The 16,530-nt window shown below is 62.5% G+C and carries 14 protein-coding genes; 8 read left to right on the forward strand and 6 right to left on the reverse strand.

The window, feature by feature from the left end:
• Positions 1–2 precede the first annotated feature (2 nt).
• Positions 3–1,409 (forward strand): sigma-54 dependent transcriptional regulator, encoded by a 1,407-nt coding sequence (locus tag P3C18_RS08040; RefSeq protein WP_275961298.1) that lies wholly within the window; start codon positions 3–5, stop codon positions 1,407–1,409.
• Between the two features lie 175 nt (positions 1,410–1,584).
• Here the strand turns inward: P3C18_RS08040 and lapD are convergent, their stop codons facing one another.
• The 4 genes from lapD to P3C18_RS08060 all read right to left on the reverse strand — a co-directional run bounded on the left by lapD (position 1,585) and on the right by P3C18_RS08060 (position 5,338).
• Entirely contained in the window at positions 1,585–3,534 is a 1,950-nt protein-coding gene (gene lapD, locus P3C18_RS08045; protein WP_275961299.1) for a cyclic di-GMP receptor LapD, read from the reverse strand.
• Between the two features lie 9 nt (positions 3,535–3,543).
• Positions 3,544–4,236, reverse strand: coding sequence for a cysteine protease LapG (gene lapG / locus P3C18_RS08050; RefSeq protein WP_275961300.1), 693 nt, complete (start codon positions 4,234–4,236; stop codon positions 3,544–3,546).
• A gap of 91 nt (positions 4,237–4,327) precedes the next feature.
• Positions 4,328–4,741: a YbaN family protein gene (locus tag P3C18_RS08055; RefSeq protein WP_275961301.1), complete on the reverse strand. Its 414-nt coding sequence runs from the start codon at positions 4,739–4,741 to the stop codon at positions 4,328–4,330.
• 9 nt (positions 4,742–4,750) lie between these two features.
• A complete protein-coding gene (locus tag P3C18_RS08060; protein WP_275961302.1) occupies positions 4,751–5,338 on the reverse strand; it encodes a YecA family protein in 588 nt (195 codons plus the stop codon).
• A 166-nt stretch (positions 5,339–5,504) separates the two neighbouring features.
• Here P3C18_RS08060 and recQ point away from each other — a divergent pair, with 166 nt between their 5' ends.
• From recQ to P3C18_RS08095, 7 genes are all read left to right on the forward strand, one after another.
• The gene (recQ, locus tag P3C18_RS08065; protein ID WP_275961303.1) at positions 5,505–7,631 is read left to right on the forward strand and encodes a DNA helicase RecQ; all 2,127 of its coding nucleotides are present in this window, start codon (positions 5,505–5,507) and stop codon (positions 7,629–7,631) included.
• Between the two features lie 87 nt (positions 7,632–7,718).
• A complete protein-coding gene (locus tag P3C18_RS08070; protein ID WP_275961304.1) occupies positions 7,719–8,882 on the forward strand; it encodes a GGDEF domain-containing protein in 1,164 nt (387 codons plus the stop codon).
• Positions 8,883–9,095: 213 nt separating this feature from the next.
• Complete coding sequence (locus P3C18_RS08075) at positions 9,096–10,112, forward strand: DUF2804 domain-containing protein (RefSeq protein WP_275961305.1); 1,017 nt, start codon at positions 9,096–9,098, stop codon at positions 10,110–10,112.
• 82 nt (positions 10,113–10,194) lie between these two features.
• Positions 10,195–10,629, forward strand: a complete 435-nt coding sequence (locus P3C18_RS08080) for a MarR family transcriptional regulator (protein WP_090248226.1) — start codon at positions 10,195–10,197, stop codon at positions 10,627–10,629.
• Positions 10,629–12,032 (forward strand): DHA2 family efflux MFS transporter permease subunit, encoded by a 1,404-nt coding sequence (locus P3C18_RS08085; protein WP_275961306.1) that lies wholly within the window; start codon positions 10,629–10,631, stop codon positions 12,030–12,032. Before P3C18_RS08080 ends, P3C18_RS08085 begins: the two co-directional genes overlap by 1 nt.
• 265 nt (positions 12,033–12,297) lie before the next feature.
• Positions 12,298–14,355: a FimV/HubP family polar landmark protein gene (locus P3C18_RS08090; RefSeq protein ID WP_275961307.1), complete on the forward strand. Its 2,058-nt coding sequence runs from the start codon at positions 12,298–12,300 to the stop codon at positions 14,353–14,355.
• Positions 14,356–14,471: 116 nt separating this feature from the next.
• Complete coding sequence (locus P3C18_RS08095; protein WP_275961308.1) at positions 14,472–14,759, forward strand: SelT/SelW/SelH family protein; 288 nt, start codon at positions 14,472–14,474, stop codon at positions 14,757–14,759.
• On the opposite strand, the gene P3C18_RS08100 is transcribed toward P3C18_RS08095, so the two are convergent.
• Positions 14,760–15,611 carry a DMT family transporter gene (locus P3C18_RS08100; RefSeq protein WP_275961309.1) on the reverse strand — a complete coding sequence of 284 codons (852 nt, stop codon included), beginning with the start codon at positions 15,609–15,611 and terminating at the stop codon, positions 14,760–14,762. It abuts the gene before it with no gap.
• Positions 15,612–15,778: 167 nt separating this feature from the next.
• The gene (locus P3C18_RS08105) at positions 15,779–16,528 is read right to left on the reverse strand and encodes an AraC family transcriptional regulator (protein WP_275961310.1); all 750 of its coding nucleotides are present in this window, start codon (positions 16,526–16,528) and stop codon (positions 15,779–15,781) included.
• Between the last annotated feature and the right edge of the window lie 2 nt (positions 16,529–16,530).

Here is a 16,530-nt window from a genome sequence, read left to right on the forward strand (position 1 = left end):
CCATGGCGAGCAAAATTCTATTGGTCGAAGATGACCGCGCGTTGCGCGAGGCACTGGCCGATACCCTGGCGCTGGGTGGGCATGATTACCGCGCGGTGGACTGCGCCGAAGCGGCGCTGCTGGCGATTGCCGAAGAGCCGTTTGGCCTGGTGGTCAGTGACGTGAACATGCCCGGCATGGATGGCCACCAGTTGCTCGCGCAGATTCGTCAGCGCCAGCCGCAACTGCCGGTGCTGCTGATGACTGCGTTCGGCGCGGTGGAGCGGGCGGTGGATGCCATGCGCCAAGGCGCGGTGGATTACCTGGTCAAGCCCTTTGAGCCAAAGGCCTTGCTGACGCTGGTTGATCGGCATGCGTTGGGCCGGGTTTCTGCCAGCGAACAGGACGGTCCGGTCGCCGAGGAACCGGCCAGCGTACAACTGCTGGCCCTGGCCACACGGGTGGCGCAGAGCGATTCCACGGTATTGATCACGGGTGAATCGGGTACCGGTAAAGAGGTGCTGGCGCGTTTTATCCACCAGCAGTCGCCACGTGGCAGCAAACCCTTTATCGCGATCAACTGCGCGGCGATTCCGGACAACATGCTCGAGGCCACGCTGTTTGGCCACGAGAAGGGCGCATTTACCGGGGCGATTGCCAGTGCGCCGGGCAAGTTCGAACTGGCCGAGGGCGGCACCATTCTCCTCGACGAAATTTCCGAGATGCCACTGGGCCTGCAGGCCAAGCTGCTGCGCGTGCTGCAGGAGCGTGAGGTGGAGCGGGTGGGCGCGCGTAAGCCGATTACTCTGGATATCCGTGTGCTGGCCACCAGTAACCGCGACCTGGCCGCAGAAGTGGCGGCGGGGCGCTTCCGTGAAGACCTCTACTATCGCCTGTCGGTGTTTCCGCTGGCTTGGCGACCGCTGCGTGAGCGTCCGGCGGACATCGTGCCGCTGGCCGAGCGCTTGCTGGCCAAGTACGTGAAGAAAATGAACCACGCGCCGATTCGGCTTTCCCCGCAGGCGCAGATGAGCCTGATGAGTCACAGCTGGCCGGGCAATGTGCGTGAGCTGGATAACGCCATTCAGCGCGCGCTGATCCTGCAACAGGGTGGGCTGATTCAGCCGCAGGACCTTTGCCTGCTGGCACCTATTGGTTCGGCCGTAACACCGCCTGCGCAACCGTTGTTGGCGGTGGTGGTCAATAGCGCACCTGCGCCGCAGGACGCCTCGCAGGCAGAGGCGGGTGCCTTGGGCGATGACCTGCGCCGGCATGAGTTTCAGATGATCATCGATACCCTGCGCGCCGAGCGCGGCCGGCGCAAGGAAGCTGCCGAGCGCCTGGGCATCAGTCCACGCACCTTGCGCTATAAACTGGCGCAGATGCGTGATGCCGGGATGGATGTGGAAGGCTATCTATTTGCCAGCTGAGCCCCGGGTTGCACGAGCACTCGAGATCAGGCGTAGGGTGGATGACGCTTTACCCATCCACCAACAGAGGCCTTATGGTGGATGAAAAGAGCGTCATCCACCCTACAGCTCGCTAAGCGCTGTACCTGATAACGGGGTAGGCCGTAAATCGGACTACCCCGTTTGCGTTGGCGGATCAGTCTTTCCAAGGTTCTGGCGCACCCAGCAGGCGGCCCATGGCGCCGTATAGCCCTAGCTCCTTGAGCACCGCCAGCTCGCCCTCGGTTTCCACCATTTCGGCAATCAACGGCAGGTCGATGCTATTGGTGGCGCGGAACACTGCCTCGATAAACATGCGCTTGTCGCTTTCCTGATCGATGGCGCGGATATAGGTGCCGTCGAGTTTCAGGTAGGCCAGGCCCAGGTGGGTCAGGTTGCCGATCAGGCTGAAGCGTCCGCCGAAGTGCTGCAGGCCCAGGCTGAAGCCGGTGTCACGGATGCCCTGACTAAGCGCTTCCAGCTCGGCCGCAGGCGGCAGGTGACGCTCGTCTACTTCCAGGGTCAGCAGGCTAGCCTGCTGCGGGTGCTGCCTGAGGATGTCGAACATGCGCTTGAGGGTTTCTGTATCGCGCAGGGTCGCGGCCGACAGACTCAGGGCCAGTGGCGCCGCATGCTGGCTGAGGTGCGCCAGGCTGTGCTCAAGCATGGCCAGGTCAAAACGCGCGGTCCAGCCCAGACGTTCGATCCAGGGCAGGAAGCGCCCGGCGGCAATCGCTTCACCCTGTGGATCAAGCAGGCGTGCCAGCACCTTGTGGTGCAGCAGCCGGTTGCGATCCGCGCATTGCGTGACGGGCTGGAAATACAGTTGCAGCTTGCGCTTGTTCAGCGCGTCGTCGATCCAGGTGCGCCAGTCGTGCAGGCCTTGAGTCGGCTGGGCGTTGTAGTCGTCCAGGCGCACCCAGTGGCGGCTCGGGTCGTTCTGCGCTTGCGCCAGGGCCTGATCGGCGCGGCCGATGACTTGGCCGGGCTCTTCACCCGGGCGGAAGGCGGCAATGCCCATGTGGGCCACCGGCGTGCAGTCGCTGGCACCGGTCTGGCGCAAGCTTTCCAGGCCGGTGTGCAGCTCGCCGGCGAGCAGGTCGGCTTCTTCACTGCCAATGCCGGGGGCCAGCAGGCTGAATTCGCCGCCCCGGCTGCGTGAGGCCAGCCAGTCTGAGCGGTTGGTCTGGTTGAGCAGGCGCTTGAGCAGCTCGCCAATGGCGGCAATCAGGGCGTCAGTCTGCTGGCCGCCGAGGCGCTGGTTGAGCCCGCCGAGGTCATTGACCCGCAGCAGCAGCAGATAGCCTTCGGCGTTCTGTTCACTGACCACCAATTGATGGGCCAGGCGGATATCGAACAGGCGGCGGTTGGCCAGGCCGGTGATGCTGTCTTGGTAGGCCTCTTCACGCAGTTTTTCGCTGCGCGCGGCTTCTTCGGCGAACAGAGTTTTCAGCTTTTCCACCATCTGGTTCATGGCGGTGACCACGCGTTTGAGCTCGGGGGTGCGCGGCACTTTTGGCAGGGTGAGGAATTCGCGGCGGGTGATGGCCTGGGCCTGTTGCACCATGTTGTCCAGCGGGCGCAGTTGGGTGCGCAGCAGCCAGCCGCCGAGTATGGCGCTGACCAGGCCGCAGAGCAGCAGCCAGATCAGGCTGCCGATGGCGCTGTCCCAGAGTTTGGCCAGGGCGAATTGTGGGTGGCTGAGCACCTCGACCCGCGCGGCCTGTTCCCAGCCACGCATGATCAGCGCATCACCGCCCTGGGGCTGCAGGTTCACCAGCTCGCTAAACCAGGCCGGGACGGTCTCGGTGCTGGCATCGTCGCTGCGCCGTTCGACAATCACCTCGTCATTGGGGATGCGCACCACGCGGATGCTGGTGAAGTAGCCGCTGTCGAAGATCGAGCTGACCATCAGCTCGATCATCGCCGGGTCATCCACGTGCGGGGTCATCGACAGGCCCAGCGCGGTCGCGGCGTCCTGGGCATGGGAGCGCAGCTGGCTGAGCAATTGCTCACGCGAGCTTTCCACCCCGGCGATAAAACTGCCGGTAAAGGCCACTACCAGGAACAGGCAGATGGCGAGAAATAGCTGCTTGAGTAGAGACATAGGTTCCTCCTAGCCTTCGCCGATGGCGAAGCCCTCCGTGCGCATTTTTTTCAAGATGTCCTGCCAGCGCGAGAGCTTTTTGGAATCGCTCTTTTTGCTATTGGAACCAGCGAGATAGAGCCCTTCGGCATTGAATGCATAGACCGGCAGCAGGTCTTTGCGCTGCGAGGCGGGTTTTATTTCATTGATCAGATTGTCCAGCACCAATGGCTCGGCACCGGGGCTGGCGTAGTAGGTCAGCACCATATGCGCCTGGTTGTAATTGAGTGCTTTGACGTAGGTGATGCGCAGCTTGTCGCTGGGGATGCCGAGGCGGCGCAGGGTGAAGTATTTGGCGATGGAATAGTCTTCGCAATCGCCGGCGCCCTTGACCAGCATCTCGATGGGCGTGGCCCAGTAGTCGTTCTGTTTCCACAGGCGGATATCGTCGACAAAGCGGATCTGCCGGTTGAAGAAGCGATTGACCTCGGTGAGTTTGTCCCTTTCGCTGCTATTGGCGCTGGCCTTGATTTGCGCCTCCCAGGCCTGAATTCGCTGTTTGGCTGCGCCGAGGTTGCCATAGCGACTTTCGGCATTTTGCAGGATGACGCCGAAGTCCCAGTTGGCCAGGGCGCTGGCCAGAGCGATCAGCAGGATGCAGCCGCCCAGCAACGCTCGGTTGAGGCGCTTGAACCATCCATGAGTGAGCTGACGGGGTGGCATGTACCGCGCCTCGGCCGGAGATTGGGAAAGTCTAGGTGGTGCTGCTGATTTTTGCCGCGCTGAATATACCGAATGTCGGCTGGCGTGGTGCTTAGGCTTTGTTTCGAGTTTTCTGGCTGAGGATATACAGGCTAACCAGCACCGCGCTGGTCAGCATAAAGGCCCTGGCCCAGAACAGCGGCACCAGGTAGCACGACAGGCCAATACTCAGCCACATCAGGCTGATGGCGTAGACCTTACCCTTGAGCGGGATGCCCTGGCCTTCGAGGTAGTCGACGATCCACGGGCCAAGTTGGCGGTGATTGACCAGCCACAGGTAGAAACGCTTCGAGCTGCGCATAAAACAGGCGGCAGCCAACAGCAGAAAAGGCGTGGTGGGCAGCACGGGAAGGAAGATACCGATGACCCCCAGCGCCACGCTCAGCCAGCCGATGGCCAGCAGAACGTAGCGAATGACGGGGTTGCGCTGCTCTTGAACGGGCGGCACCGGAATCTCACGCGCCATGGCGCGTGCTTAGTGGTGGCGAGGCTTCAGGAGGGCCGGCTTTTCCTCCGGCGCATTGCACAGCAGAAACAGCGCGGTCAGCAGCTCTGGGATTTGCTCAACCATGCTGTCGACCAGGTCGCGGTCCCGAGCGATCTCGGCGAATTCAGGCTGTTCGTCGAATAGGCCGGAACCGACCATGATCGGCAGCAGCAGCTCGCTGACTTCATCTTCAGCGTCGTCGAACCACACCGCTTCACGCAGGAACACCCCTTCCATAAAGCCAATGCACCAGCCGCGCAGGTCAGAATCATCTGGCTCTTCGCCCAGGTCGAGATCGCAGGGCACGTCGGGTTCATCGTCGCTGGCCAGTTGGCGGGCGATATGGCTTTGCAGCTGGATCAGGGTGGCTTCGATCTCTTCACGCTCGGCGTCACTGCGGTAATGCGGGGCCTCGGAGAACAGCGCGTCAATCCACTCGCGCTCCGGCACCGGCTGTGGGCAGATCGACAGAGCGGTCAGGTAGCCGTGGGCGGCGATGTAGTCCAGTGCCTCTTCATGCAGCTCATCGGCATCGAGGAAGGCTTGCAGGCGGGAGAGTTGCTCGGCGAAGGACATCGGGGGCTACCTTGAAGGAGTAAACGAGGGTCGATTCTAGTCGACCGCAGCCACAGCGGCCATAGCCGCAGGCCATGGGTGGCGAAAATCGGATCAAACTCCGCCATGCCTGCGCGTGCCCAAGCGGCACTTGCGTATAATGCGCGGCTTGTTTCGGAGACCTTTCATGCTCGAGCACGCGCAACGCATCCTCAAAGACGTATTCGGCTACGACAGCTTTCGTGGCCGTCAGGGTGCGATTATCGAGCGCGTGGCCAGTGGCGGCGATGCCCTGGTGCTGATGCCCACCGGTGGTGGCAAGTCGCTGTGTTTTCAGGTGCCGGCCCTGTTGCGCGAAGGCCTGGCGGTGGTGGTGTCGCCGCTGATTGCACTGATGGATGATCAGGTTGCCACCCTCGATGAGCTGGGCGTGGCTGCAGTGGCACTGAACTCGACCCTGAGCGCCGATGAACAGCGCGAGATCGCCGAGCGGATCAAACGCGGCGAAGTCAAGATGCTCTACCTGGCCCCCGAGCGGTTGGTGCAGCCGCGCATGCTGAGCTTTCTGCAGAACCTCGAGATTGCCCTGTTCGCCATCGATGAAGCGCATTGCGTGTCGCAGTGGGGGCATGATTTCCGCCCGGAATACCTGCAGCTGGGCCAACTCGCCGAGCTGTTCCCCAACGTGCCGCGCATTGCCCTCACCGCTACGGCGGATATGCGTACGCGCGAGGAAATCGTTCAGCGTCTGCATCTGCAGAATGCCGAGCGTTTTTTATCGAGTTTCGACCGACCGAATATCTTCTACCGCATCGTGCCCAAGGAGCAGCCACGTAAGCAGCTGCTGAATTTCCTCGCAGCGCGCAAGGGCGATGCTGGCATCGTCTACTGCCTGTCGCGCAAGAAGGTCGAGGAGGTTGCCGCCTTCCTCTCTGAGCAAGGCTTCCCAGCCTTGCCCTATCACGCCGGCCTAGCCAACGAGTTGCGTGCTTATCACCAGAAGCGTTTTCTCAATGAGGAAGGGCTGATCATGGTCGCAACCATCGCCTTCGGCATGGGTATCGATAAGCCCAACGTGCGCTTTGTTGCCCACCTCGATCTGCCGAAATCCCTGGAAGCCTATTACCAGGAAACCGGTCGCGCCGGCCGTGACGGCTTGCCAGCAGATGCCTGGATGGCTTACGGCCTGCAGGATGTGATTTTTCTCAAGCAGATGCTCAACAACTCCGAAGGCGACGAGCGCCACAAGCGCGTCGAGCAACACAAGCTCGATGCCATGCTCGCCCTGTGTGAGGAAACCCGCTGCCGGCGCCAGGCGCTGCTGGCCTATTTCGACGAAGACATGCCGCAGCCCTGTGGTCATTGCGACAACTGCATCGACGGTGTGCAGACCTGGGATGCCACCGAGCCGGCGCGCCAGGCGCTGTCGGCGATCTATCGCACCGGCCAGCGCTATGGCGTGGGGCACCTGGTCGATGTGCTGCTTGGCCGCGATAACGAGAAAATCCGCGGCGTCGGCCATCAGCACCTGGCGGTGTTCGGTATCGGCAAGGTGCTGGCCGAAGGTGAGTGGCGTTCGTTGTTCCGTCAGCTGGTGGCGCGCGGCCTGGCCGATGTCGACCTCGAAGGCTTTGGTGGCCTGCGACTTTCTGACAGTTGCCGGCCTTTGCTCAAGGGCGAGGTCAGCCTGCAGCTGCGCCGCGATCTGAAACCGCAGCAAAGCGCCAAGGCCTCCAGCAGCGCGGCCAGTCAGTTGGTGCGTGGTGAAGAGCGCGGCCAGTGGGAAGCGCTGCGCGCCTTGCGCCGCAAGCTGGCGGAAGAGCATGGCGTGCCGCCTTATGTGATCTTCCCGGATGCCACCTTGCTGGAGATGCTGCGCAGCAAGCCCAGTACCCTGGCCGAGATGGCGCGGGTCAGTGGCGTTGGCGCGCGCAAGCTGGAGCGCTATGGCGAGGCCTTCCTGGCCGTGCTTGGTGCGGATGATGAGGCGCCGCGTGCGGTGGTCGACTTGCGCCATGAACTGGTCAGCCTGGCCCGTGCCGGCATGACTCCAGCGCAGATCGCCAGTCAGCTCAGCTGCAGCGAGAAGAATGTCTACGGCCTGCTGGCTGAAGCCATTGGTCGTCAGCAGCTGTCCCTGGAGCAGGCGTTGGATGTGCCCGAGGCATTGCTCGGCGAGATTCAGGATGCCTTTCTCGATGGCGAGGGCGAGTTGCCGCCGGTAGCGGCGATCAGCGAGCAGTTTGCCGGGCGCGTTGAGCTGGGCATTCTGCACTGCGTGCGAGCGGCCTTGCAGGCGGAGTTCGAGGCCTGAGTGATCGCGGTCTGGCAGCCGGTTGATCTTGTGGCACCGGGTACGAGCGACTAAGGTGTTTTCAGCCACCCAGCTGCAGAGGTTCCGGTGCCGCTTTCCCATGCCTGGTTAGACGATGTTCGCCCCAGCCCCTATGCCGATCAGCTCGCCCTGGGCTTTCGCCTGTTGCGCTTTTCGCGGCCGCTGGAGCGGGAGTATCGCAACTATGTGCGTGACGACACCTTCGACCTCAAGCGTATTGCCCTGGTCGTGGGCATTCTGGTGTGGCTGGCCTTTGCCGCGTTCGATTTTGTCCTGATCAAGGCGCCCGAGGTGTGGTGGATGCTGGCCATTCGCCTCGCCGTTTTAGTGTTGCTGTGCCTGTTCGGCGGGCTGCTGATTCAGCGCAAGCATATCCATCTGTTGCAACCGCTGAGTCTGGTCAGTCTGTTGGCGCTGGGCGCGGCAGCCTCCTTTGTGGTTGGCATTGCCCATCGAGTTGATCCCAGCTACCCCTATGAGGGGCTGTTGCTGGTCTGTATGGCCGCTTACTTTCTGGCGGGTTTACGTCTGATCGAGGCGCTGTGCTGCTCGTTGCTGGTGCTGCTGGTCTACGTCTGCGTCGAACTGCTGGTGGCCAGCTTGCCGGTGCCTCGGCTGATCAATAACACCCTGTTTCTGCTGTTCGGCAACCTGATGGGCGCGGTGGGTTGTTACCTGCTGGAGTTCAAATCACGCGAGCACTTTCTGATCAGCCGACTGATGCGCGTATTGGCCGATCACGACAGCCTGACTGGCCTGCACAACCGCCGCAGTTTCAACCGGCAGTTCGAGCGCCTGTGGCGTCAGGCGCAGCGCGAACATCGTGGCCTGGCGTTGCTGCTCTGCGATGTTGATCACTTCAAGGCCTACAACGATCACTACGGCCACCAGGCCGGCGATAACGTGTTGCAGCGTATTGGCAGCCTGCTGCAGGACGCCGCGCGGCGCCCGCTGGACATGGCCGTGCGCCTGGGCGGCGAAGAGTTTGCCGTGCTGCTCTATGACATAGGCGAAGCCGAAGCGCGGCATCACGCCGAAGCGCTGCGCCAAACCCTGCAGACCCTGAATATCGAACATGCCGGCTCGGATACGGCGAGTATGCTGACCATGTCGATTGGCATTTCCTGCATCCAGCCTGCCGCAGGTGGGGCGTTGGCGCAGCTCTACGAGCATGCGGATCGCGCGCTTTATGAGGCCAAGGCGTTTGGCCGTAATCAGGTCGTGGCGTAGGTTGGGTTGAGGAGTGCAGCGACGAAGCCCAACGGGCAATGCTGGACGCTACGCCGAGGGCAGACCGGACGCCGCTGTTGGGCTTCGCGGGGCTCAACCTAACCTACACAGTTGTGGCCGATTTTGCCGCTGCGCTTGGCGCCTGCGGTGAATGCTCGGGGTGAAGCCGCGGTGCTAGCATCGCTGAGGTTTTTTCCTTGAGTGATTGCTGCGATGGACCGACTGATTCAGGCCAACGGCCAGCCGCATTACGGCATCTTTCCCGCCGCGCCGGGGCTGATCAATTACCGCGATTTTGATTTCCGCTCGCCCATGGGCCGCAAGCTGGGCGCGTTGGCCAAATGGCGGCGCTTTCATCAGTTCCAGTATTTCGGCCTGATCAGCGATGAGCTGATCGGCGGCTGTGCGCTGGCCAACCTGAGCCTGCTGGGTGTGGGCTTTGTCTACCTGTTCCACCCGGCCAGCGGGCGGATGATTGAGCGTCAGTTCAAGCTGCCGTTGGGCTTTGGCAGCCAGTTCTCGCAGACCCCAGATCAGGGCGTGTGTGAGGTGCGCAGCGGCGGCAATCTGCTGCGCCTGGAGAACAGCGCCGCATCGAAGGAAAAGCGTCTGCTGGTAGAGCTGGATGACGGCACCCGCATCGATGCCTGTTTCTCCGAGGCAGAGCCTGCTTTTCAGCCGATGTGCATCAACACGCCGACGGCGGTCAATGGCTGGGTTTATGCGCAGAAAGTGGCGGGGGTGCGCTGCACAGGGCAGGTGCGCAGCGCGCTGGGGGATTTCGACCTGGCGCAGATCGGTGCTTTCGCTCACCACGATTGGTCGGCCGGTTATATGCGGCCTGAAACCCACTGGAACTGGGCCTGCCTGTCCGGCCTGGCGGGTGAGCAGCGGGTCGGGCTGAACCTGTCCTGCGGGGTCAATGAAAGCAGCTTTACCGAGAACTGCTTCTGGCTAGATGGCGAGCTGCTCAAGGTCGATACCGTGCGTTTTGCCTTTGATCGTGATCAGCCGCTGAAGCCCTGGTTGATCAACTCCTATGACGGTCAGGTCGAGCTGCGTTTCGAAGGGCGTGGCCTGCACAAGGAGCGGCTGAACGTGGGGCTGCTGGCGAGCAACTTCAAACAGATTTTCGGCCAGTTCACTGGCGTGCTGCGGCCCATTGGCCGATCCGAGGTGCGCATCGACAACCTGTGGGGCTTTGTTGAAGATCAGTATGTAAAGTGGTGAAACCTTTTGCAGGCTTGCCTCGTTAAAAGGGTTATGGTTAGCTGGCTAATAATTAGTTTTTTATAGTTAAGAGCCGTTGTCCATGTCGCATACCGATCAACACCGTTTTGCCATGCAAGTTGCCCAACTGTCTCGCGCTTGGCGCGCCGAACTGGATCGCCGTCTGGTCGGTCTGGGGCTTTCCCAAGCCCGCTGGCTGGTGCTGCTGCACCTGGGACGCTTTGCCGAATTGCCGACCCAACGCGAGTTGGCGCAGAGCGTCGGCGTTGAAGGGCCAACCCTGGCGCGCTTGCTCGACAGCCTGGAAGCCCAGGGTTTGGTCAGCCGTCAGGCGGTGCCGGAAGACCGCCGTGCGAAAAAGATTGCCCTCAGCCCACAGGCCCGCCCGCTGATTGAAAAGATCGAAGCGATCTCCGCGCAACTGCGCCAGGAAGTGTTCGCCGGCATCGATGAAGACGAGTTGCGCCGCTGCCAGAAGGTCCACGCCCAGGTGTTGAGTAACCTGGAAAAACGCTGATGCGTGACGACCTGCAGAGCCTGCAGCAACGCTTCGGTCCGCGTTACCCGCAGTGGCTGCTGGCGCTGCTGATGGTCGGCAGCATGGCCATGGTCTTGGCCTCCACCAGTATCAATGTCGCCTTGCCGGCGATCATGGCGGATTTCGCCATCGGCCGGCCCCTGGCGCAGTGGCTGTCCACCGGTTTTCTCGCGGCCATGACCGCCGGCCTGCTGCTGGCCGCCTGGGCGCAGGCGCGTTTTGGCGCGCGGCGTACGGCGCAATTCGGCCTGCTGCTGTTTATTCTCAGTTCCCTGTTGGCGCTGGTGGCGCACGCTGCCTGGCAGCTGGTTGCCCTGCGCATCGTGCAGGGGCTGTGCGCGGGCATCGTACAGCCGTTGGCCATGGTGCTGATCTTCCGTGTCTTCGCCGATGGCGGCCGCGGCATGGCGCTGGGCATCTACGGCCTGGGGGTGATGCTGGCGCCGTCGTTGGGGCCGGGGATCGGCGGTTATCTGGTCGATCATTTCGGTTGGCCGTCGATCTTCTGGATGCCGCTGCCAATGTGTCTGCTGGCCATGCTCGCCGGGCAGTGGTTGCTGCCCAGTGAGCGTGAGCGCAGCACGCCGCGCCTGGATATTCAGGCCTTTGCCTGGCTCTGTGTGGCGATATTTGCCGCGCTGGGTTTTCTCGCTGAAGCGCAGCGTTTTGCCTGGTCGGCGCCGAGGGTCTGGTTACCGGGCTGTGTGGCACTGCTGGCGGGCGCGGGGTTTATTCTACGCAGTCGGCACGCCGCTCAGCCGCTGCTGCCGCTGGCGCTGTGGCGGCATGCCGGGTTTCGCAGCGCCAGTTGGGTCGCCTTGACCCTGGGGCTGGGCCTGTATGGTTCGACTTACCTGATCCCGCTGTATCTGCAGACTGTCGAAGGCTTCAGCGCCGGGCGCTCGGGGCTGCTGCTGTTACCGGCCGGGATATTGATGGGCATGGCGTCCTTTCTCGGTGGTTGGCTCAGTGATCGGCTGTCTGCGGCCGTGCTGCTGAGTGCCGGGCTGCTGATTTTTGCGCTGTCGGCGGCGGGCTTGGCCTGGGTCGAGCAGGGCGCCTCGTTTATCCAGCTGTGCTTCTGGGCTTGCGTCGGGCGCATTGGCTTGGGCGTGTTGCTGCCGGCCTTGAGTACCGGTTCACTGGATATCCTCAGCCCCGAGGAGCTGGCCCAGGGCGCAGGCGCCATCACCTTCGTGCGTCAGCTCGGCGGCGCGTTCGGGGTCAATCTGCTGACCTTCTTTCTGGAATGGCGGCACAGCGCTGAAGGTGGCGATCACCTCGCCGAGATGCTGGCCTTCAAACAGAGTTTCTGGCTGGTGGCCGGAGTGTTCGCGATCACGGTTTTGGCGGCCTGGGGCGTCAAATCGACAAGACGCTGACAGCTAAACGGTAGTGTGACGGAGTTGTCATTTTCTTGACTGCAGGCCTATGCTTGCACCTGTGGTGGCTTTTTGCCAAACGGCGGTTGGCATTTGTCTATTCAGTGCGCCGTAATTATTGCCATGCACCAGCCGGGTTAAACACGGAACGTATCTTCCCAAGGCAACATTTGCCGACTTCTATACTTTCGCAAGCGCTGGAAGCGCACGTCTTGGACGTGAAGTGGCGAAGGCACAGGGGGCGGATTCACCGGGAGCGTTTTTTATGGCAAAGGTTCGTCAGTTACTCATTGGTCTAGCATCCAGCTCGGCCCTGTATTCTGGGCTGGTTCCGGCCCTTGGCCTGGGCGAAATCACCCTGCATTCGGCGCTCAGTCAGCCGCTGGATGCCGAAATCGAATTGTTTGATGTGGGCGACCTGACCGCTGAAGACATGCGCGTGCGCCTGGCGCCCGCCGACGTGTTCAGCCGCTCCGGCGTTGATCGCCTGTATTTCTTCAATGACCTGCGCTTCACCCCATTGCTGCGCGGCGGCAAGAGCGTGATTCGCGTGGTGTCGACCCAGCCGGTGCGCGAGCCTTACCTGAATTTTATCGTCGAAGTGCTGCGGCCCAATGGCCAGCTGTACCGCGAGTACACCGTGCTGCTCGACCCGCCCAGTTCGGCCGCCTATCGCAGCCTGGCTGCACCTGCAGCATCTGCCGCGCCCGCTGTTGTCGCCACTACGCCGCGTGTAGCACCTGCCGCGCCTGTGCGCCCGGCGGTAATGCCCGCCGCGCAGCAGGGGAATCGCTACAGCGTGGTCAGCGGCGACAGCCTGTGGAAGATTGCCACGCGTTTGGCCGCCGATACCGGGCAGGTGACGCCTCAGGCGCTGATGAACGATATCCATGCGCTTAACCCGCAAGCCTTTATCAATGGCGATATCAATCGCCTGCGTGCTGGTGCGCAATTGCTTTTGCCCGATAGCCTCGCCAGTGCTGCTCCGGCAGTAGCCGAAGCACCTGTTGCCACAGCGGCTGCGCCAGAGGCTGTAGCTGCCCCAAGTGCTCAGCTGCCGGTTGATCCGCCGGCCGAGCTGTTGATTGAGGAGCAGGCCCGCGTCGAGCAGGAACTGGCCAATCAGATTAGCGAGACCCTGCAATTGCAGCAGAGCCTGGCGCAACTGGGCCTGCAGGTGCAGCAGTTGCAGGAACAGATGGAGGCGCGGGATCAGCAGATTGCCGGCCTGCAGGCCGAGTTGGCCGCACGCCGGGCGAGTGCCGAAGCAACCGCAGCACCTGTGCCTGCGCCGGTCGCGGCAGCCGCGCCAGTTACAGTGGAATCAGGTAGCAACTGGCTGGCGCTTATCGCCGGTCTGCTGGCGTTGTTACTGGCGGGCGTGGCCGGGCTGTTCTGGCGCAGCAGAAAACCCGTTGAACCCGCGCCTGTTGCGGTAGCAGCTGCGCTGACGCCAGCCATGCCTAAGGCGCCAAGTGTTGCGCCGGCTGTAGCGGTCGCGCCGGCAGCTGCAGTGGCTCTGAATGTGCGTGAGGTGCCGCGCACGGGGCCGGTATGGCCCGCTGCGGGTGAAGATGCACTGCAAAGTGCCAACGTGTATATCGCCTATGGCCGTTTGAGTGAGGCCGCCAGTACCTTGCGCAAAGCCTGGGACGCCCAGCCGCAGCGCAGCGATATCGGCTTCCGCCTGCTGGAAATTCTGGCTTTGCTGGGTGATACCCAGGGCTTTATCGCCCATGAAGCATTGGTCCGGGCATCCGGCTTTACTCCGGCGCGGATTGACGAACTGAAAGCGCGGCATGCCGAGCTGTTCAGCGCGCCGCCGGCCAGCCTGTTGGACGATGTGGTGCTGGAGTTGGATGAGGTCGAGGCGCAACCGCTGGATGAGGCTGCCAATGATGGCCAGCTTAATCTGGACGATATGTCGCTGGATGCCGACTGGGATCTGGTCAGCCCCTTTGCCCCGACTGCGCCGAAAAAACTGGCGGACAAGGCCGAGAGCAGTGCTGCGGCCAAGCGCAAGACCTCGGATATTTTTGAGCTGTCAGGCAGCCGCGATGCGCGCAGCCCGTTTGCCGAGTCGATGCTGGTGGAGGAAACCTCCAACGATGGCTGGGGCGGTGACGTGCTCGACGTGGAGCTTCTGGATGACCTGGATGATCTGGCCGGCAACCGCGAAAACCTCTCCAAACTGAACATGGCTCTGGCTTATATCGAGCAGGGCAGCCTGGACAGTGCCTGCCAGATCCTCAATGAAGTGATCAACGAGGGCGATGAAGAGCAGAAGCAGGAGGCGCGTCAGCTACTGGCTAAAATCGCCTGATACACGAGGCTGTCGCTCAACGCCCGCGTGCCTCTGGTACGCGGGCGTTTTTCTTGCTGCGCCAGGCCAGGCTGCTGCGCGTTATCATCGGCTTTTCAGCCGTCGCGAGCCTGCCAATGTCCAGCCCCAAAGCCGAAGTGGTCATCACCTATTGCACGCAATGCCAGTGGCTGCTGCGCGCCGCCTGGTTAGCGCAGGAGCTGTTGTCGAGCTTTACCGATGATCTGTCCAGGGTCTGCCTGGAGCCGGGCACGGGCGGGGTGTTTCGCATTACCTGCGATGGCGTGCAGATCTGGGAACGTAAGGCCGATGGTGGTTTCCCCGAGGCCAAGGTGCTCAAGCAGCGCTTGCGCGATCAGATCGACCCGGCGCGGGATCTGGGCCACAACGACCGTAGCCATTGATCACTTGGCCATCCGCGCCGAAAGAAAGATCGCGCTGACAATCAGCAGGCCGCCGGCCAGCATGCGCAAGGTCGGCACTTCGCTGAACAGCAGCCAGGCGAAGGCAATTCCGTAGATCGGCTCCAGGGCGAAAATCACCGCCGTGGTGCGCGCCTTGAGTACCCGCAGGCTGGCGACGAACAGGCTGTGCGCCAGGCCCGTGCAGAAGATCCCGAGCATGGCCATCCACAACCAGTCCTGTGCCTGCACGCTGGGCAGCGTCGGCCAGGCCAGCGGCAGGAATACCAGCAGCACGGTGAGGTTCTGGTACAGCGCCGCTTGCACCGGCTCGATGCCACGGGTGCTGGCGCGGTTGAGCAGTGACAGCAGGGCGAACAGCAGGCCAGACAGCACCGCCCAGAGCAGGCCACTGGTGGCCTGGCTGCTCAGGTCGAAATGTGGGGTGACCAGCACCAGGCCCAGGCATACCAGAACCACCATGGCGTACTCGATCGGCCGGGTGCGCTCTTTGAACAGCAGGCCCTCCAGCAGCACGGTAAAGGCCGGGAAACTGGCAAAGCCGAGGGTGGCGATGGCAACGCCGGAGATATGCACGGATTCGAAAAAGCTCCACCAGTGTCCGCCCAGCAGCAAACCGCCGAGGGCCAGCAGGCTTGTCTGGCGTAAGCCGAGGCGGACCAGGCGCGCGTTACTGATCAGCTTAGCGAACAGCAACAAGGCCGCTACGGCGAAGATGGCGCGGCCGGCGGAGATCATCTGCGGGGTGGTGTTGGCCAGCTTGCCGAAGATGCCCGATAGGCCAAACAGCAGGGCGCCCAGGTGGATGGCCCAGAGGGCATTACGTTGATTCATGCCAGGCGCGCGCCGTTGGGTAGTGGTTTGACGAAATCCTGCCATTCGATGTTGTGCATAGGCGACTCCTCGATTCTGCCGGGCAGTCTAGGTGTCTGCCTGCGGCCTTGTCTGTCTCAGGAGTCGCGGGTTTTGTCGCCAGGCTCTCGCAAGCGAGTGCCGGCAAATTAGTCAGCGCGGCGCAGTTGCCGAGGTGTAACGCCGAGATGCCGCAAGAGGGCGGCGCTAAAGGCACTTTGCGAGCTGTAGCCGACCCGTGCAGCGATCTCGCCAATTGCCAGGTTGCTGCCTTGCAGCAGCTGACGCGCCAGCTGCAGGCGACGGCTACGCACATAGTCCATCGGCGTTTGCCCGGTCTCGTCGAGAAAGCGTGCGTGAAAACGCGCAGCCGAGAGGCCGGCCAGGCGCGCCAGGTCGGCCACCTGCAGCGGGTGTGCGGCATGTTGATCAATATGCGCATCCAGCGCCGTTAGCGGCAGGCAACTGGTTGCATGGGTGGGCAGCTCGGCATTGGCCAGGCTGGCCAACAGCAATGCTGCGCCTTGCTGGGCAATCACCGGGTCATTGATCGGGCTGGCGGCCAGCCAGCTGACCAACTGGCTCTGCGCGGGATTCAGGCTGACAGCGGCGGGTTTTTCCAGCAGGCGGCGGGTGGCATCCAGATGCCGGCCCAGCTGTTGTTGCAGCCAGCCTTCGCAAGGTACGTCGAGCACCAGGCAGTGGCTGCCATCTTTGCTGCCGCAGGCGTGCTGCGCATCGCTAGGCACCACGGCCAGGGTTTGGCGCTTGACCTGGCTACCTTGGCCGGCCACTTCGAACTCCAGCAGGCCGCTCAGGCCAAACACCAGCTGCGCGTGGTCATGGCTGTGGCTGAGCAGTTCATGGCGGTAGTGACGCAGCGAGAGCAGCGAGGACATGG

Origin of the sequence: Pseudomonas sp. 1928-m (genome assembly GCF_029269135.1) — a bacterium.
GTDB lineage: Bacteria > Pseudomonadota > Gammaproteobacteria > Pseudomonadales > Pseudomonadaceae > Aquipseudomonas.